Annotated in this window: 16 protein-coding genes, 2 tRNA genes and 3 rRNA genes; 7 read left to right on the forward strand and 14 right to left on the reverse strand. The window is 56.0% G+C overall.

The annotated features are described in order from the left end of the window. Positions 1-24 precede the first annotated feature (24 nt). From VLY20_02435 to radC, 5 genes are all read right to left on the reverse strand, one after another. Positions 25-579, reverse strand: coding sequence for an OmpH family outer membrane protein (locus tag VLY20_02435; GenBank protein HUK55498.1), 555 nt, complete (start codon positions 577-579; stop codon positions 25-27). Between the two features lie 37 nt (positions 580-616). Next, positions 617-2,968, reverse strand: coding sequence for an outer membrane protein assembly factor BamA (gene bamA / locus VLY20_02440; protein ID HUK55499.1), 2,352 nt, complete (start codon positions 2,966-2,968; stop codon positions 617-619). A gap of 186 nt (positions 2,969-3,154) precedes the next feature. Continuing rightward, the gene (locus VLY20_02445; GenBank protein ID HUK55500.1) at positions 3,155-3,532 is read right to left on the reverse strand and encodes a phage holin family protein; all 378 of its coding nucleotides are present in this window, start codon (positions 3,530-3,532) and stop codon (positions 3,155-3,157) included. Between the two features lie 42 nt (positions 3,533-3,574). Further along, positions 3,575-4,423, reverse strand: coding sequence for a formylglycine-generating enzyme family protein (locus VLY20_02450; protein HUK55501.1), 849 nt, complete (start codon positions 4,421-4,423; stop codon positions 3,575-3,577). Further along, positions 4,416-5,126 (reverse strand): DNA repair protein RadC, encoded by a 711-nt coding sequence (gene radC, locus VLY20_02455; protein HUK55502.1) that lies wholly within the window; start codon positions 5,124-5,126, stop codon positions 4,416-4,418. Before radC ends, VLY20_02450 begins: the two co-directional genes overlap by 8 nt. A gap of 204 nt (positions 5,127-5,330) precedes the next feature. Here radC and VLY20_02460 point away from each other — a divergent pair, with 204 nt between their 5' ends. Beyond that, the gene (locus VLY20_02460) at positions 5,331-5,522 is read left to right on the forward strand and encodes a hypothetical protein (GenBank protein HUK55503.1); all 192 of its coding nucleotides are present in this window, start codon (positions 5,331-5,333) and stop codon (positions 5,520-5,522) included. A gap of 106 nt (positions 5,523-5,628) precedes the next feature. Here the strand turns inward: VLY20_02460 and VLY20_02465 are convergent, their stop codons facing one another. The 4 genes from VLY20_02465 to VLY20_02480 all read right to left on the reverse strand — a co-directional run bounded on the left by VLY20_02465 (position 5,629) and on the right by VLY20_02480 (position 8,354). After that, positions 5,629-6,246 (reverse strand): hypothetical protein, encoded by a 618-nt coding sequence (locus tag VLY20_02465; protein HUK55504.1) that lies wholly within the window; start codon positions 6,244-6,246, stop codon positions 5,629-5,631. A gap of 73 nt (positions 6,247-6,319) precedes the next feature. Further along, entirely contained in the window at positions 6,320-7,609 is a 1,290-nt protein-coding gene (locus tag VLY20_02470; GenBank protein HUK55505.1) for a glycosyltransferase, read from the reverse strand. Between the two features lie 6 nt (positions 7,610-7,615). Continuing rightward, positions 7,616-7,996: a hypothetical protein gene (locus tag VLY20_02475; protein ID HUK55506.1), complete on the reverse strand. Its 381-nt coding sequence runs from the start codon at positions 7,994-7,996 to the stop codon at positions 7,616-7,618. A 25-nt stretch (positions 7,997-8,021) separates the two neighbouring features. Continuing rightward, positions 8,022-8,354 (reverse strand): antibiotic biosynthesis monooxygenase, encoded by a 333-nt coding sequence (locus tag VLY20_02480; GenBank protein ID HUK55507.1) that lies wholly within the window; start codon positions 8,352-8,354, stop codon positions 8,022-8,024. A gap of 183 nt (positions 8,355-8,537) precedes the next feature. Between VLY20_02480 and rsmD the strand changes: the two genes are divergently transcribed. The 6 genes from rsmD to VLY20_02510 all read left to right on the forward strand — a co-directional run bounded on the left by rsmD (position 8,538) and on the right by VLY20_02510 (position 12,960). Continuing rightward, the gene (gene rsmD / locus VLY20_02485; protein HUK55508.1) at positions 8,538-9,092 is read left to right on the forward strand and encodes a 16S rRNA (guanine(966)-N(2))-methyltransferase RsmD; all 555 of its coding nucleotides are present in this window, start codon (positions 8,538-8,540) and stop codon (positions 9,090-9,092) included. Continuing rightward, the gene (gene coaD, locus VLY20_02490) at positions 9,089-9,577 is read left to right on the forward strand and encodes a pantetheine-phosphate adenylyltransferase (protein HUK55509.1); all 489 of its coding nucleotides are present in this window, start codon (positions 9,089-9,091) and stop codon (positions 9,575-9,577) included. The genes rsmD and coaD overlap by 4 nt, the downstream gene beginning before the upstream one ends. Beyond that, positions 9,574-10,776: a pyridoxal phosphate-dependent aminotransferase gene (locus VLY20_02495; GenBank protein ID HUK55510.1), complete on the forward strand. Its 1,203-nt coding sequence runs from the start codon at positions 9,574-9,576 to the stop codon at positions 10,774-10,776. The genes coaD and VLY20_02495 overlap by 4 nt, the downstream gene beginning before the upstream one ends. A 14-nt stretch (positions 10,777-10,790) precedes the next feature. Further along, positions 10,791-11,111: an FmdB family zinc ribbon protein gene (locus tag VLY20_02500; protein HUK55511.1), complete on the forward strand. Its 321-nt coding sequence runs from the start codon at positions 10,791-10,793 to the stop codon at positions 11,109-11,111. Positions 11,112-11,253: 142 nt separating this feature from the next. Next, entirely contained in the window at positions 11,254-12,498 is a 1,245-nt protein-coding gene (locus VLY20_02505; GenBank protein ID HUK55512.1) for an Ig-like domain-containing protein, read from the forward strand. Positions 12,499-12,519: 21 nt separating this feature from the next. Then, entirely contained in the window at positions 12,520-12,960 is a 441-nt protein-coding gene (locus VLY20_02510) for a hypothetical protein (protein HUK55513.1), read from the forward strand. 40 nt (positions 12,961-13,000) lie between these two features. On the opposite strand, the gene rrf is transcribed toward VLY20_02510, so the two are convergent. The 5 genes from rrf to VLY20_02535 all read right to left on the reverse strand — a co-directional run bounded on the left by rrf (position 13,001) and on the right by VLY20_02535 (position 18,438). Continuing rightward, positions 13,001-13,117 (reverse strand): 5S ribosomal RNA (gene rrf, locus VLY20_02515). A 65-nt stretch (positions 13,118-13,182) separates the two neighbouring features. Then, positions 13,183-16,196 (reverse strand): 23S ribosomal RNA (locus VLY20_02520). A 230-nt stretch (positions 16,197-16,426) separates the two neighbouring features. Then, positions 16,427-16,502: transfer RNA gene (locus tag VLY20_02525), tRNA-Ala, on the reverse strand. 117 nt (positions 16,503-16,619) lie between these two features. Then, a tRNA-Ile gene (locus VLY20_02530) sits at positions 16,620-16,696 on the reverse strand. Positions 16,697-16,877: 181 nt separating this feature from the next. After that, positions 16,878-18,438: ribosomal RNA gene (locus tag VLY20_02535) — 16S ribosomal RNA — on the reverse strand. The 16S, 23S and 5S rRNA genes sit together here with 2 tRNA genes alongside, the layout of an rRNA operon. Positions 18,439-18,525 lie beyond the last annotated feature (87 nt).

The following is an 18,525-nucleotide window of genomic DNA, read 5'->3' on the forward strand; positions in this document are numbered from 1 at the left end:
CCGCGTTTCTCCGAGCCGTTCGGGTCAGGGGAAGGATTTCTCAAACTCTTTCTCCACCAAAGATGTGAGATCGAGCGACTCCTTGGCGTAGAGCAAGACGCCGCCTTCGGCATTCCGGTCGATGATATAGGTATATCCGTCCCGTTCGGCCACTGTTTTTACGACGCCCTCGAGATCCTTGTTGAAGTTGTCAAGAATCTCTTTTTTCTTGTCCTGGACTTCCTTGTTCAGTTCGCCCGCCCGCTTCTGGTATTCCACCACCTTTTTTTGCAAGGCCTCCTCTTTCTCGCGACGGGCGTCGGGACTCAACACCGCGGACTGCCGGGTGAGATCGTCCTGGAGTTGCTTGATTTCGGACTCGTCGAGATCAATGATCTTCTGACGGCTTTTTACAAACTCTTCCATGTCGGATTTGGCCTTCTTCCCGGCCTTGGTATCGTCCAGGACTTTCTGCGCATCCACGTATCCGATCTTGATGGAATCCGCCGATTGAACCGGCGCGGCGGCCAACAACAGGCAGCCGAGGAACAAACCGACGGACGCTCCAATTTTCCCCTTGTTCGATACCGCTTCTTGCATATTCTTTCTCCTTTCCGACATGAGCTCCTCATATTTCTTAGAATAATGTTCCGATGGTAAATTCCACGGCGCTGTGCGCTTCGGTTCCCTGGGGATGCAGATTGTATCCCCACTCCAGACGCAACGGCCCGATGGGCGATATCCAGCGGAGTTCAATTCCCGTACCGTATCGAAGGGCCCTGAGCAAAACCGGCTCGTCATCGTCAAACGCGCGCCCGGCATCGAAGAAAAGCACTCCCTTGACTTTGGCTTCCGGCACCAGCGGGAAGATGTATTCGGCATTGAAGACGAGTTCCTTGTTCCCGCCGAGAACCTCGTTCGTGGCGGGATCGACCGGACCGGCCCGTCCGAATTTAAAACCGCGCACCGTATTGATGCCGCCGACATAGAAACGTTCCGGAATCGGGAGTTCGGTCCCTTGCATGCCGTGAGCATAGCCGAACAGGCTGTGCAACGAGAAAACGGTATCCCAAAAAAGCGGGTAAAACTGGCCCCCATCCACCGTGGTCTTTACAAAATTATTGTTTCCGCCCAGATACTGGCTGGCGTATTGAACCGTCAACGCCGTTCGCGTTCCTTCCTTGGGATCAAAGTAAAAATCCCTCGTGTCCCGCGCCAGGGTTCCTCCGACGCTTCCGGTCACCGACTTTCCCGATTGTTCCTGGATTCGCAAAGGAGCCACTGAAGTCAGATGAAAGACATCCAAAGTCTCCAACGTATAATTCATAGTCCCGGTGATATATTCGGTGAAGTATTTCCCCAATACGACGTCTCCCCCGATCGTTTTTTCACTGTAGGAATCGAAATCCCGCCTTTGGTTAAACAGATCCACGGTTCCGGACACCGGATGGTCGAACATGTACGGTTCACGGTAGGTCAGACTGTACGAGTGGGTGATCTTGCCGAATTGAGCCTGGCCGCGAAGAAGCTCGCCCGAGCCAAAAAGATTTCCCTGGGTGATGTCCACCATTCCCACCAGACGATCGACGGAGCTGTACCCGCCGCCGACGCTGAATGAGCCGGTCGACTTTTCCTTGACTTGAACATTCAGATCCACCTGGTCCGGGCCCACCCGTTGCGGCACGATCTCCACGGAGTCGAAGAAATTCAGATTGTTGATGCGCTGGAAGCTACGCCGCAACAATTTGGTGTCCACCAGCTCCTGCTCGTTCAAGCGCAGCTCCCGGCGAATCACCTTGTCGCGGGTTTTGTCGTTTCCCGAGATCGTGATTTGACGGACCCGCATTTGATTGTCTTCGGTGACCTCCAGGGACAAGTCCACCGTCTTCATCGCCGGGTTCGATGTGTACTGCGGGATCACTGTGGCGTAGAGATAGCCCTTCTCGCCGTACAAATCATGGATCGCCGCCACGCCGTCCCGCAACACATTTTTTCGGAACAGATCCCCCTCCTTCAACTTCAAGGCTTCCCGCAGGCGATCGGTCGAAAGAACGTGGTTGCCGTTCAGGGTAATCGTTCGGACCCGGAACTGGTCACCCTCGATCAATGGAAACACAATGGACGTGCGGACCGTATGAAATTGGTAGGGATAGTCGATCTCTCCGTGCAGAATGGGAAAGGTCACAAGGGTCTGGGACCGGTCTTCCTTAAAATCGATCGACGGGGTTCCCACCTGGATTTGAAGGTACCCGTTGTTCAGATAATAATCCTTCAGCTTGTCGATGTCCTCGTTCAAGGCTTCCTTCTTGAAATATCCGCTGCTGGTCAGCCAGGAGGTCATATACGAATATTCCTGCGTGTCGATGTTTTTCTGAAGCGTTCGGCGCGGAAAGTTTTTGTTTCCGTTAAAGTCGATTTTTTTAACCGTCGCTTTGGCCCCTTCCTTGATGTAAAATGTCAGGGCCGCCTTGTCTCCCTCCATCTTCAGAACCGGGATAACAATCGTGTTATAATAGCCCTCCTCGTCATAATACTGCCGCAGCTTTTCCGCGTTTTCTTTCACCTCCCGATCGTCCAGGAAGCTCTGCGGCTTGATCGTGATCTTCTCCTTCAGCTTGTCGGCAAGAACTTCCACGTTGCCCACGAAGTTCGTCTCGGTGATGTAAGGCCGTTCGGACACCTGGTAGATGACCTTCACGCCACCGTCCGCCGGTTCCGAATCCACCCGCACATCCCCAAAAAAACCCAATTGATAGAGTGCGTTGATATCTTCGCGGATCCGGTCCGCCGATAAAGGGCTTCCTTCCGTCGTTTTGATCCGGGACCGAATGGTCGACGTCTCGATCCTCTTGTTGCCGCGAATCTCGATCGCCACGACGGTCTTTCCCTCCGTAGGATTTCCGATTTGTCCGAATGATGTTTGATCTAAATTAAGATTGAAGCCCCAGATGAAGATCAATACGGTCAACGGCGCCCAACGCCTGAGCATTCGTCCAATAAACCTTTCCTTTGCGTCAATGATGAAAATTTCTTTATTGTAACATCTGAAAAATTAATTGTAAATCAAAAATCATCCTCTCGCGAGACGACCCAAAACTCAGGTCGTTGCCTGTTCGAAAAGAGGGTTTTTGAAATTCAGCCGGGAAGAATCAGGGATGGAACGACCCGTCAATCTCTAGCGGGTACGAACCTCGATATACTGGATACGGCCCCGGTCGTTGATGAACGCGTTGGCGATCCAACTGATCACCGACAGGAAAAGCGCTCCGAATACGGAAGACCAAAAGCCGGTCACGTGAAATCCCTTCACCACGGCCCCGGCGATGTACAGCATGAATCCATTGATGACCAGAACGAACAGGCCCAGCGTCAGAAGGGTGATCGGAAGCGTCAGGAAAAGCAGGATGGGTCGAACGACGGAATTCATGACGCCCAGCACCGCCGCGGCCACGAATGCGGCCAGAAGATGATCCACCTCGATCCCCTTAACGACATGACTGACGAGGATCAACGCCAGCGCATTGATAACCCATCGAATTAAGATCCCTTTCATATCGGCCAGCTTACTGGATGTGTTTAAAAAAAGCAATGCATTTCATCGCGACTTGGCGCAACGGAATCCCGTATCCGGGTATCGGTCCAACGGATCCGCGAACAAACGATGCGCCGCGCGGTAGAAGAGGCCCAGGGTGTAATGCCCTCCCCCTCCGCCCCAACTTCCCCCGCGAATCACCTTCAATCCTTCTCCGAACAGGGGGCTGGTTTGCGAGTTGCCCGGATAGGGTTGATACCCGTCCTCCACCCATTCGCCGACGTTTCCGATCAAATCATAAACTCCATAAGGACTCTTTCCGGACTCGAAATGGCCGACCGGCATCGTATCGTTGGGTTCGGAGTCGCCCGTATTCGCACGGCCGGCCTCGTAAGTGTTCCCCCAGGGATACTCGAGTCCGTCCGGACCCCGCGCGGATTTTTCCCATTCGGCCTCGGTCGGCAGCCGCCTTCCCGCCCATCGACAATACTGTTGCGCATCGTACCAGCTGACGAAGGCCACGGGATGGTTGTCGCGGCCGGGGGCGAACGTCCCGTTTTTCCAGTCGGGCGGAATCCGGTATCCGGTCCGGTCCGTGAAGACCTTGTACTGCGCCTGCGTGACTTCAAACCGATCGATAAAGAACAAGGGAAGATAGATTTTTCGTTGCGGGTGTTCATCCTGATACAAGGGCCGGACCATGCCCATTTGAACTCCGATCCCTTCGGTATCGACCTTGTCGCTTCCCATGATAAAATCCCCGGCCGGAATCGCCACCATCCCGTTCGGAGCGGACGGCTGGGAACATCCCCACAATAAAATGACCGCCATCCCGATTCGACCGATGCAAGCCCTTTTCTTTCTCCGGGATCCTTGCACTGAAAACGCGGACCGACGCAGGCCGTCAGTCATGGATCTCCCATCCCTGATCCGCAAAGCTGACGTACCGACCGTCTCCGAGCACGATGTGGTCCAGGACCTTGATGCCCATAATCCGACCGGCCTTCACAAGACGCCGCGTCAATTCGCGATCCTCGGGACTCGGGGCAGGGTCCCCGCTGGGATGATTATGCAACAGGATGACGGCGGACGCGGACTCCCGCACGGCCGGCTTGAACACCTCGCGCGGATGAACAATATTGAGGGACAGGCTTCCCGTGGATACGGTGATCTCCTTCAGCAACCGGTTCTTACCGTCGAACATCAGCAGCATAAAATGCTCTTTTTTGGCATCCCGGAGCAGGGGATAATAATGATGATAGACGTCCCGGCTGGAAAGGGCGCGAAGCTCCCCGTGAAGAGGCTGCGCCAGCGACCGTCGCCCCAATTCCAGAGAGGCCAGGATCTGCGAGGCCTTGGCCGGTCCGATTCCATCGACCGCGCATAACTCAGAAACGCTGATCTGTTTTAGCGCGGCCAATCCGCCGAACCGCCTCAGGAGAAGATGGGCCACCTCGACCGCGCTGCACTTTTTCCGGCCGGTCCGCAACAAAATCGCCAGAAGCTGCGCATCGGAGAGCGTTTCCGGTCCCTGCCGAATCAATCGCTCGCGGGGACGTTCGGTCTCCGGCCAGCTTTTAATACCCTTTGCGGTATTCGTCTTCACCGAATCCATCGCTCCGGCTCCTGTATTTTATGTAGTCTGTTACTTACAAAAATTACAATTTTCGGCATTTTCAAATGGATGAATGAGCGGCTAGGATCTTCCACTTATGCCATTTCATTATAATTTCAATTGCTTAAGAGCCTGTTCAAAAATGGCACATCGCTTGCAGTAAGGTATGGTCAAGATTTCAACCACGCAAGGAGGGTGACTTCCATGAAATGTCCAAAATGCAACGGCTTGATGTTCATCGAACGGTTTGCCGATTACTTTCTGACTTTTCATGCATGGAAATGCGTCAATTGCGGCGCGATCATGGATCAAACCATCCTGTCCAACCGGGCCAAGGGCGCCGAAATGGAGTTGATGCTCCAGACGGTCCCCACCGAAAAGAATACCGACGACTGAGAACCGGGACGATCCAAGCCGGCTCAAACGGGTTTTCCGCTGAAGGCGGGAAACCCGTTTTTTTCAGGTCGCCCGCGTTCGAATCCGCGCACGGCCGTTCAGCGCTTCAAGATTCCGGACAATGAAACGTAAACTTAAACTGCCGGTTTTGATTCTCACCGGCGATACGAACCCCGTTCAAGGTTAAGGAAACCGCACGGCATTTATCCGTCGGGACTTTACGAAAGAGCAGAATCCCGTACGTCGATCCTCCCGAAGGGACGTCCGAGTTCTTCAAACGAAGTTGGAGAATTTTATCCATCTCCTCTTTGGCCACCCCGACCGGCTTAGGAACAAGAACGATCTTCTCACCCGGCAGTCCGCCCGAGGCGTAATAATCCAGGCTTTCATCCGCGGATAGAACGGCATAACGTTTCTGGTCGTCGTCCGATAACTGAGCGCCCCGGCCGTCGATGGCGACCGTATCCTGCGTCCGATTCCGAATTGTCACCTCGAACGCGGTGAAATAAGCCGAGAGATCAATTCCAAGCCGTTCACGTTCTTCATTTCCAAATCCGGAAGTATCGATCGGTTTGATCTCCACGATCACCTGATTCGAAGCGGTTAGAGAATCCGGGCCCGCCGAAACGGGATTAAGATAGGGAGCCCGTGTTCCGCAGGCCGAGGCCAGAAGTAGAAAGGAGAGGGGGAACCACGATACGCGCGCTGGAAGGGAAAAGACCATCGAACCCTCCTGCTTGAAATGTTCTCATTATAATGAATCAAAAATGGCCTGTCAAAAAGCCGGGACGCCGGAATCAACTTTTTTCCAGAAGGTCGCAGGCGCGTTTCGCGCCGTTCTCACCGCGAAGCCGCTCCCCCATTTGGGCCGCCCGGTCGGCGTATCTCCGATCGGCCGCAAGCTCGGCGATATTCCTTTGCAGGACTCTTGATGTGACCTTCCGGAACGGCACGACGCGGGCGATCCCCAGGCGCGCCGCACGACGGGCGTTGTCGGGTTGATCAAACGCCGCGGGCGTCACGAGCATCGGGCGGCCGGCCGCCAGCGCCTGGGCCGTCGTGCCGATGCCGCCCGGATGAACAACGACGGATGCGTAGGGAAAAACCTCGGAATACGGAAGATACGGGAATACCTTGAGATGTTCCGACTCATCGATGTCGTCGGACGGCAAGGAGCCCGTGATCAGGACGGCCCGCCGGCCGAGCCGGTTCGCCGCCTCAAGCGCCTTTTGGAAAAAATCCCCCGGGTCCATCGAAACCGATGAACCCAGTGTGAAGACAATCGGCGCTTCTCCGGCTGCAAGAAAGGTCTTAAGCTCGCCGGAAACGGCGGAGCTCGGACGGCCATCGTAGTGGGCGAAGCCGCAGATTTCCGTATTCGCCGGCCAGTCGGGCTGGGGCTCCGCGAGCCACCGCGAGAAAAGCGCGAGATTGAGCCGCGGCGAGAATTGACCCTCGAACATCGCGACCTTTTTTGAGGGCGGCAGCCCGATCTCGGCGCGAAGATCATGAAGCGGTTTCTCCCAGGAGGCGCTCACGGCCTTTGCCAATCCGAATATCCAGCGATACGGGCCGATCCCGAGCCTTCGCAGGAGATGAAGCCACGGCGCGGCCGGAATCACGGACGGGTCATGGCTCGAGAAAAAACTCATCGGCGACAGCACCGTTGAGACCCATGGAATCCCCCGCTTCTCCGCCACGAGCGGCAGCGCAAAGGTTATTGGGTGCGACACCAGAAGATCCGCGCCCGCGGCGGCGCGGAAAAGATCCTCGTAGCCTTCCCGCACAAAAGGCATCACCACGCGCCGGATGAGATACACCGGACCCTTGCGGGGGTGAATGACCCGCCGGACGACTTCCTCCGGGCTGCCCAACTGGGACTCAAGCGGACGCATCACCGTGAACTCGATGCCCTCGCCCTCGACCGCCTCGCGATAACGGTCGAGCGTGACGATCAACGGCCGGTGGCCGCGGGACTTGAGTTCCTTCGCGATCGCCAGATAGGGATGGAGATCGCCCAGCGACCCGAATGTCGCGATCAGGATGCGCTTGCCGGATGCGTGGGAAGGACGGCTATCGAATGACATAACGGATTAACAGGCGACCGTGGCCGTGGATTGGTTTGTAATTTCATCCCCGATGATTTTGTCCCCTTCCATCTTTATTTTCCCTTGGTAAGTCCGAACCGTGCAACAATGTCCGTCCCTGAAAATAAAACGGTAGCCCTGATCCGTTTTGACCAAAACGGTTTCCTTTAATTGAATCAAATTCCGACTGATTTCATCTTGAGGTCCGGGCAGGCCGAAACAGGTGCCCGGCTTGTATTTGCCGATCAGATATTCCTTGATCATCGATTCCCGGCGGGAAGCATCCGCCTGAACTTCCGATGGAGCCGGTTGAAATGAATGAACGCAGCCACCGATGAAAACAATCAAGATCGGAAGAATGAGAGGGAGATTTTGTTTCGATGTCATGGACGCTCCCCTGCGACGACGCCGGTTAGGGACCGGTGTCGAAACCGTATTCACGCTCGACCTTGCAGATCCGGATCCGGTAAGATCGATACCAGGTCTCCCGGCCTTTTCGTTGCGCCTCCCTGTGTTCCATCTGCCGCTTCCAGGACCGGATCGCTTCGGGTGTTTTCCAATACGAAACCGTGATTCCCAGCCCTGCTTCGCGAACCGATTCCACACCAAGATATCCGGGCTGCGCGGCGGCGAGTTTCAGCATCCGTTCGGAGGTTTCCTTATAACCCTCATCGGTATCCGTCCGCACCGATGTGAATATCACGGCATAATACGGCGGCTCCGGAGTCATGGCCATGCCCCTCATCTCCCATCCCCTCGCGAAAATCTCCGATGCTTCTTGCCATCCGCCGCCCGGCCGCACCCTTACGCCCGCCCGGGGCTTGTTCGTCTGTTTTCATGCTACGGCAAGCCTGAATAGAAGTCAATCGGTCGAGCACGACGCCGGAGCCGCTTGACGCCCCCCTCCCGGCTCCCCCATAATAATCTCATGCGCGTGATTGCGGGAGAAGCGAAGGGACGGCGGCTTAGAAGCCCCCGCGGGACGGAGGTCCGCCCGACCTCGGACAAGGTGAAGGAGGCGCTGTTTTCGATTCTGGGGAACCGGATCGTGGACGCGCGTATGCTGGATCTGTTCGCCGGAACCGGCGCGATCGGGATCGAGGCCTTAAGCCGCGGCGCCGCCCGGGTCGTTTTCGTCGAGACGGATCGCGCCATGACCGATCTTCTCGAAAAGAATCTCACGGCCTGCGGATTTCAATCCCGCGCCGAGATCCACCGGACGGACGCCTTCAAATTCCTCAAGCGGACGCACGGCCCGTACGACCTGATCTTCGCCGATCCGCCCTATCACGCCTGGCCGCTTAAAAAGTTATTGCCTGCCCTGGGGCGGGGTGCTATGATATCTCCAGGCGGTCTTTTGATCGTCGAGCATTTTCGTAAAACCGCACTCCCGAAGCCGTCGGGCAAGCTGCGGGTTGTCCGCGCCTATGAATACGGAGACACGGTTTTAACCCTTTACCGCGAAGAATCGAGTCCAGGATGAAAATCGGCGTCTACCCGGGGACATTCGATCCGATCACGAACGGGCATATCGACATCATCCGCCGAAGCCTTCAGGTCTTCGACAAGGTGATCGTGGCCGTCGCCCCCAATCCCAAAAAGAAGCCGATCTTCGACATCCGCGAGCGCGTCGAGATGATCCGGGAAGCCACCCGGGACATCCGGAACGTGGAAATCGAGATCTTCGAAGGACTGCTGGCCGAATACATGAGACGCAAAGGCGTCCATGCGATCATCCGGGGGCTGCGGGCGATCTCGGACTTCGAGCATGAATTCATGATGGCGCTGATCAACCGCAAGCTGGACGGCAACGTGGAGACCGTCTTCTTGATGCCGAGCGAGGAATACTCCTACGTCACCTCGAGCGCGGTCAAAGAGGTGGCCAGTTACGGGGGAATCGTCAAAGATCTGGTCCCTTCCATCGTCGCCCGGCGCTTGCAGGAACATTTCAAGAAAAAACAGAAATGAAACTCGCCCAACGCGTCAGCACCGTTCAGCCGTCCGCGACGCTGGCCCTCTCGGCCAAAGCGAAAGCGCTCAAGGCCCAGGGAATCGAGGTGATCGATTTCGGCCTGGGCGAACCGGACTTCGACACGCCCGAAGCGGTGAAAAACGCCGCGATCGAGGCGCTGCGGGCCGGCTTCACGAAGTACACCGCCCCCGGCGGGATCGACGACCTGAAAGCGGCCATCGTTGAAAAGTTTCAGCGAGACAACCACCTCCGGTACGAGAAGAACCAGGTCGTCGTTTCCTGTGGGGCGAAGCACAGCCTCTACAACCTGGCCCAGGTGCTGTTCGAGCGCGGCGATGAAGTGCTGATCCCCGCGCCGTACTGGGTTTCCTATCCGGATCAGGTCCGGCTCAACGACGCCACGCCGGTCTTCATCGAGACCCGCGAAGAGAACCGTTTCCTGCTGACGAGGGCGCTGCTGGCCCAGCGGATCACCCCCCGCACGAAGGCGCTGATCCTGAACACGCCGTCCAACCCGACCGGATCGGCCTACACGCAAAAACAGATCGAGGAGCTCGCCGAGGTCATTCTGGAAAAACGGCTGATCGTCATCTCGGACGAGATCTACGAGCCGTTCGTGTACGATCGGTTCCAGCACGTCAGCATCGCGGCCCTTTCCCCCGAACTGAAGGACCGGACGATCGTCGTGAACGGCGTGTCGAAAGCGTATGCGATGACCGGCTGGCGGATCGGCTATGCCGCCGGACCCAAGGAGGTCGTCACGGCCATCGAGACCGTCCAAAGTCAGAGCACCTCGAACCCGACATCGATCGCACAGAAGGCGGCCGTGGCGGCCCTGCGCGGCGGCCCGGAATTTACACGGACCATGGTGGCCGAGTTCGACCGGCGCCGCCGCTACATTGTGGACCGCTTGAATCAAATGACGGGCGTGTCCTGCCTCATGCCGACGGGGGCCTTCTATGCCTTCCCCAACGTCACGGACCTGCTTCAATCCCGATGGAAGGACCGCGTCCTGAAAACGGCCAACGACCTGGCGGATTATTTCCTGGAAGAAGCCCGGACCGCCGTGGTCGCCGGAGACGCCTTCGGCGCACCGGGTCATCTGCGAATTTCCTACGCCACCGCCCTGCCGTTGATCGAAAAGGGCATGGACCGGATGGCCGAGGCCATTTCAAAACTTAAAGTCAAAAATTAGGGAGATCCCACAACTTGCCGATTTACGAATACGAGTGCGAATCCTGCCATCACCGCATCGAGGTCATGCAAAAAATAAACGATCCTCCGTTGAAAAAATGCGACCGTTGCGGCAAAAAACTAAAAAAGATCATTTCCGCTTCCGGCATCCAGTTCAAGGGGTCCGGATGGTATGTGACGGACTATTCGCAGAAGATGAAATCCAAGGAAGACAAGAAACCCGGAGATGGCAAGAAGAAAGAAGCGTCCGCTTCGGCGCCGGACGCTTCCTCCAAGCCCAACAGCGCCCCTAAATCGGATAGTCCGGCCAAGAAAGAGCCCTCCTCCAAATCCTAGCGGAGGATGATCAAGCCCGTCGGCCGCGACGCCCGGCTCCGACGATTCGGGCCGGTCTCGATGTGATCCGAGTCCTCGGCTTGACATCCAGACTACCGGATGCTATCCTCAATCATATCTTTTGAGGGAAACAGGAGCGTTGATGCTGCCCTGGGACCTGGAATCTCAAAAGCCACTCCTGATTCGAACTCCACTTATCCTCATTTTTTCATTCTGCCTGTTTTTTTCAGGCGTTCTTCCGGCATGGTCGCAGACGGCTCAACTCAGCTGGGACCCCAACACCGATCCTGATTTGGGCGGATACAAGATCTATTACGGAACCTCCTCCAGAAATTATTCCCAGTCCGTCGATGCAGGCCGTGCCGTGAATTACGAAATCACCGGGCTCCTGGGAGGCGTTATTTATTATTTCGCCGCCACGGCATATAACACGGCCGGCCAGGAAAGCGCCTATTCAAACGAAGTCACGTACATGTCCGGAAATTCTTCTCCGGTCGCGGGGCCGCTTGCGACCATCACCGTAACACCCGCCTCCTCGACGATCGGAACGGGCTACACCCAGCAGTATGCCGCAATCGGGAAGGATGCCCAAGGACTGCAATTGAGCGACGTTGCGTTCATTTGGTCGTCGAGCGATCCGGGCACGGCCGCGATCAGCAACACAGGGCTGGCCAGCGGGCTTTCAGCCGGCAGCGCGTCGATTTCGGCCTCAAGCGGCGGCGTGGTGAGTCATTCGTCTCTGCTTCAGGTCACCGCCCCGTCGGATCAGAGTACTCCTCCGTCAACCCAGGTCACCCCTCCGACGAATCAAGTCTCGGAAACATCGCCGCCGAATGTCCAGGCGGCGGTCATTGAAATAAGCCCTCTATCAGCCGTCATTGCGGTTGATACCAGCCAGCAATTCGTGGCGATCGCAAAAGATGCGCAGGGATCCCAACTCAACGGAGTCCCGGTCACGTGGGCTTCCAGCAGTTCCGACACCGCCACGATCAACAGCGCCGGCATGGCGACCGCCCTGTCCGTGGGAACGTCGCAGATCTTCGCCATGGCCGCTTCGGTGAGAAGCAACTCCGTCGCTCTCACGGTCACCCATCCGCAGCAATCGTACACGACGGCCAGCGGCGGCGGGTGCGGTTTTGTCCGGATGAAGGGCGGGCGGCCGCCCGATGCCAGACAAATCGCCGCCAACCTGCTGATTTTCTCTGTTCCCCTCCTATTCAGCGTCCTCTCGAAGCGAGCGAAGCAATGGTTGAACATGCGGCGGGAGGATTGGGTCGAGCTTTTTGCGGTCTGGAACGGGTTGAGGGTCGCGGCGGTCGCCGTCGGTGTCTTCCTTTTCGCCGTCATGACGCAGGAGGCGATGACGTTCATTTCCAGCGCCATTTAAATTATTTTCAAGGGGGACACGATGAGAACACACTTTCTGATCGACCGAACGTTCCAGATCAAATGGATGTTGAAAATATTTCTCCTGACGGCGGCGGTTTCCCTCATCATCGGATGGACGATCTTTTACGCCGTTTGGGACGCCACCACGACGCAGTTGAAGGGATTGGTCGCCCAGGCGGTTTTGAAACAGGACCAGGTCATCCCCATTTCATCCACGATCAAATCCTCGATCGCCACCGCGCTGCTGGCGCGCGGTTTCATCCTGATTTTCATCGTGGCCGTCTTCAGCATCTTCCTGACACATCGCGTGGCCGGCCCGATCTACAAAATCAAAAAAACGATCCGGCTCGTGCGCGACGGGCGATCGTCCGAACGGGTCGTCCTCCGGAAGCACGACGAATTCAAGGATCTGGGCCAGGAAATCAACACGCTGATCGAATTTCTTCAGCAGAACAAATAAAAAGCCCGCCCCTGCCAAAGCAAGGGCGGGCTTTGATTATACCCGGCGGCGTCCTACTTTCCCATGCCTGTAAAGGCATAGTATCATCGGCCCAGGAGGGCTTAACTTCCGTGTTCGGGATGGGAACGGGTGTGACCCCTCCGGTCAGGCCACCGAGAATTCGTTGAAGACTGGTTATTCAAACGCGGATCGGGAAGATCCAACTTATTAGAAGCAAAATATACGGTCAAGCCTCACGGCCGATTAGTACGGGTGAGCTGCAGTCCTTACGAACCTTCCACCCCCCGCCTATCAATCTTGTAGTCTACAAGAGGCCTTTAGGGACCTTACGGTCCGGGATATCTAGTTTTAGGGTGGGTTTCCCGCTTAGATGCTTTCAGCGGTTATCCCTACCGAACATAGCTACTCAGCACTGCTCCTGGCGGAACAACTGACACACCAGAGGTTCGTCCGTTCCGGTCCTCTCGTACTAGGAACAGCTCCCTTCAAATATCCTCCACCCACGACAGATAGGGACCAAACTGTCTCACGACGTTTTGAACCCAACTCTCGTACCGCTTTAATGGGCGAACAGCCCAACCCTTGGGACCTACTTCAGCCCCAGGATGCGATGAGTCGACATCGAGGTGCCAAACCGCATCGTCGATGTGAACTCTTGGATGCGATCAGCCTGTTATCCCCGGCGTACCTTTTATCCGTTGAGCGATGGCCCTTCCACACAGAACCACCGGATCACTAAGCCCCACTTTCGTGCCTGTTCGACTTGTTTGTCTCACAGTCAAGCTCCCTTTTGCCTTTACACTCGACGGCTGATTTCCGACCAGCCTGAGGGAACCTTTGGGCGCCTCCGTTACAGTTTAGGAGGCGACCGCCCCAGTCAAACTACCCACCAGGCACTGTCCCCGATCCCGATAAGGGACCCGGGTTAGAACGTCGGATTAATAAGGGTGGTATTTCACTGACGCCTCCACGAAAGCTAGCGCTCCCGCTTCAAAGGCTCCCACCTATGCTACACAGATTCGTCCAACATCCCGTGCCAAGTTATAGTAAAGGTGCACAGGGTCTTTCCGTCTAGTCGCGGGCACCCGGCTTCTTCACCGGAACAACAATTTCGCTGAGTCACTCGCTGAGACAATGCTCCAGTCGTGATGCCATTCATGCAGGTCGGAACTTACCCGACAAGGAATTTCGCTACCTTAGGACCGTTATAGTTACGGCCGCCGTTTACTGGGGCTTCGGTTCAGAGCTTCGCCTTGCGGCTGACCCCTCTCGTTAACCTTCCAGCACCGGGCAGGCATCAGTCCCTATACCTCCTCTTCCGAGTTGGCAGAGACCTGTGTTTTTGGTAAACAGTCGCCAGAGCCACTTTACTGCGACCCGTTTCGGCTCAGCCTGTACGGCCTCACCTACCACGGGCACCCCTTCTCCCGAAGTTACGGGGCTAACTTGCCTAGTTCCTTAGCGAGTGTTCTCTCACGCGCCTTAGAGTTTTCCTCCTACCTACCTGTGTCGGTTTACGGTACGGTCACCGAAATGACTCGCTACGAGGATTTTCTCGGCAGCATGGGATCAGTCCGTTTACGGCCTTACGGCCTCCCCATCACCTCTCGGAGTTAACGGCCTCCCGGATTTGCCTAAGAGACCCCCCTACGGGCTTGGACCCCCACTTCCGATCGGGGGCGGTACTTGCCCTTCTGCGTCACCTCTTCACTAACATAACGTCACTCGGTGGTACAGGAATATTCACCTGTTGTCCATCACCTACGCCTTTCGGCCTCGGTTTAGGCACCGACTAACCCTGGGAGGACGAACCTTCCCCAGGAAACCTTAGGTTTTCGGCGTCCATGATTCTCACATGGATTAACGCTACTTATGCCGGCAGAATCTCTTCTCTGCGGTCCAGTTGTCCTCGTCGGTCAACCTTCGCCCCACAGAGAATGCTCCCCTACCACTTGACGGATCCGAAGATCCACCAAGTCCGCAGCTTCGGTCACGGGCTTGAGCCCCGTTGGATTTTCGGCGCAGGTTCGCTCGACCAGTGAGCTATTACGCACTCTTTAAAGGATGGCTGCTTCTAAGCCAACCTCCTGGCTGTTTAAGCGCGCCCACAACCTTTCCCACTTAGCCCGTAGTTAGGGACCTTAGCTGGCGGTCTGGACTCTTTTCCTTTCGACCATGGACCTTAGCGCTCATAGTCTGACTCCTCTCCTGCAGGACACGGCATTCGGAGTTTGGTTGGGTTTGGTAGCGCGGTAACGCCCCTAGTCCATCCAGTGCTCTACCACCGCGGCTGATCGGAGAAGGCTAGCCCTAAAGCTATTTCGGGGAGAACCAGCTATCACGAGCCTTGATTAGCCTTTCACCCCTACCCACAGCTCATCCGAGTCTTTTGCAACAGGCATCGGTTCGGACCTCCGTCTCGTGTTATCGAGACTTCATCCTGGCCATGGGTAGATCGACTCGCTTCGGGTCTACTCGACGCAACTGAACGCCCTATTCGGACTCGCTTTCGCTACGGCTCCATCTCTTCGACTTAACCTTGCTGCGCCGAGTAACTCGCCGGCTCATTAAGCAAAAGGCACACCGTCACACATTCCCCTTGCGGGGCATAGTGCTCCGATTGCTTGTAGGCATACGGTTTCAGGTTCTATTTCACTCCCCTCACCGGGGTTCTTTTCGCCTTTCCCTCACGGTACTGGTTCACTATCGGTCATAAAGAGTATTTAGTCTTGGAATGTGGTCCTCCCGGATTCCCACAGGGTTTCTCGGGCCCCGTGGTACTTAGGAAATCAACCGAAGGAGCCTTGTGCCTTTTAGCTTACGGGACTATCACCCTCTTTGATTGGACTTTCCAGACCATTCAGCGAAGGCCAAGGTTTGTAACTCCCCGTTCCGTCCTCACCCGGAACCGGCTGATTCCTGCAACCCCGATGATACAACGCGTAAGGGCTTACATATCATCGGTTTAGACTGATCCCCGTTCGCTCGCCACTACTTGGGGAATCTCGATTGATTTTTTTTCCACCAGGTACTGAGATGTTTCACTTCCCTGGGTAAGCTTCATCTGCCTATGTATTCAGCAGAAGATGTTCCTTCTTCAAAGGAACGGGTTGCCCCATTCGGGTACCCCCGGATCAAAGCCTGCTTGCGGCTCCCCGAGGCTTATCGCAGCTGGCCACGCCCTTCATCGCCTCTTTATGCCAAGGCATCCACCGTACGCCCTTTGTAGCTTGACCATAAGTTTGCTTCTAACAACTTAGGTCTTCTTGAATATACTTCCACACTCAGCGTGTTGAAATGCCCAGTCTTCATACTGCTATTCGATTGTCAAAGAACGTCTCATGGAACTTAAAACCCATGAGAAGTAGATCAATGGAACATTAGACCGCAATCGAGACTTTCAAGCGACCGATCTAATGCTCTATTGTTCCACTCCTCGATTGCTCTGTTTCGCCCTTGGCGAAACTGGTGGAGCTGACCCGGATCGAACGGGCGACCCCCTGCTTGCAAAGCAGGTGCTCTCCCAACTGAGCTACAGCCCCGAAAATTTCCGCTGGAAATTTTCCCCTATTTACCATTTACGATTTACGAGATCGATGGTCCGTCGGATGCTCGTAAACGGCGAATCGTAAATAGGGCAGGATTTGCAGGGCAAATCCTGGTGGGCCTAGGTAGAATCGAACTACCGACCTCACGCTTATCAGGCGTGCGCTCTAACCAACTGAGCTATAGGCCCGTCAACTGCAGTCTAAATGTCGGTAGTCTAATAGATCCGTTTCAGCCTGAAGCCGTAGCTCAAGCCATCGGCCCAAATCCTAAAGGGCCGATTCGATGAAGACCGAACCGTGTCTTGAAACGGTTTGGGTCCTTCAAAACTAAATAGGTGTGCCGTTCGAGTCAAGGTTTGGTCTCCTTAGAAAGGAGGTGATCCAGCCGCAGGTTCCCCTACGGCTACCTTGTTACGACTTCACCCCAATCACCAATGATACCTTGGGCGCCTGCCTCCCCTTGCGGGGTTAGCGTCGGCGACTTCTGGTGCGATCGGCTTTCGTGGTGTGACGGGCGGTGTGTACAAGGCCCGGGAACGTATTCACCGCGGCGTGCTGATCCGCGATTACTAGCGATTCCGCCTTCACGGGGTCGAGTTGCAGACCCCGATCTGAACTGAGAGGCCGTTTTTGAGATTTGCTCCACCTTGCGGTCTTGCGTCTCTTTGTCAGCCCCATTGTAGCACGTGTGTGGCCCTGGGCATAAAGGCCATGATGACTTGACGTCGTCCCCACCTTCCTCCCATTTGTCATGGGCAGTTCCCTCAGGGTGCCCGGCATGACCCGATGGCAACAGAGGGCGAGGGTTGCGCTCGTTGCGGGACTTAACCCAACACCTCACGGCACGAGCTGACGACAGCCATGCAGCACCTGTGCAGACTCCCCTTGCGGGGTCCCTCCCTTTTCAGTTCGGTACCATCTGCATGTCAAACCCAGGTAAGGTTCTTCGCGTTGCGTCGAATTGAACCACATGCTCCACCGCTTGTGCGGGCCCCCGTCAATTCCTTTGAGTTTCAACCTTGCGGCCGTACTCCCCAGGCGGGACACTTACTGCGTTAGCTGCGGCACAGCCGGCCTTCGCCGGCTACACTTAGTGTCCATCGTTTAGGGCGTGGACTACCAGGGTATCTAATCCTGTTTGCTCCCCACGCTTTCGCACCTCAGCGTCAGGGACGTTCCAGAGAGCCGCCTTCGCCACCGGCCTTCCTCCCGATCTCTACGCATTTCACCGCTCCACCGGGAATTCCGCTCTCCTCTCCCGTCCTCTAGCCAGGCAGTCACCCACGACGTTCCCCTGTTAAGCAGGGGGATTTTACATGGGACTTACCCGGCCGCCTACGTGCTCTTTACGCCCAGTAACTCCGAACAACGCTCGCCACCTCTGTCTTACCGCGGCTGCTGGCACAGAGTTAGCCGTGGCTTTTTCTGGAGGTACCGTCAAGCTTATCCGCTGTTCACAGATAAGCCTTCTTCCCTCCCAAAAGGGGTTTACAACCCGAAAGCCTTCATCCCCCACGCGGCGTCGCTGCGTCAGGTTTTCACCCATTGCGCAATATTCCTCACTGCTGCCTCCCGTAGGAGTCTGGCCCGTGTCTCAGTGCCAGTGTGGCTGATCGTCCTCTCAGACCAGCTACCCGTCATCGCCTTGGTAGGCCGTTACCCTACCAACTAGCTGATGGGACGTGAGCCCATCCTCCTGCGACAGCCCCTTGCGGGCGCTATCTTTAACCCTTCGGCTTTAACCTCCGGGTTGCATGCGGTATTAGCTCTCCTTTCGGAGAGTTATTCCCCACATGAGGGCAGGTTACTCACGTATTATTCACCCGTTCGCCACTTTACCGCCCCCCTTGCGGAGGGTTTCTCGTGCGACTTGCATGTGTTAGGCGCGCCGCCAGCGTTCGTTCTGAGCCAGGATCAAACTCTCGATTAAAACTCTATTACAGGTTTGAGACTGAACCCATTCTACAAACGGCACACACTATTTAGTTTTCAAAGACCCGTATAATGACAACCCATA

The sequence above is a fragment of the Nitrospiria bacterium genome (assembly GCA_035517655.1).
Lineage (GTDB): Bacteria > Nitrospirota > Nitrospiria > JACQBZ01 > JACQBZ01 > JACQBZ01.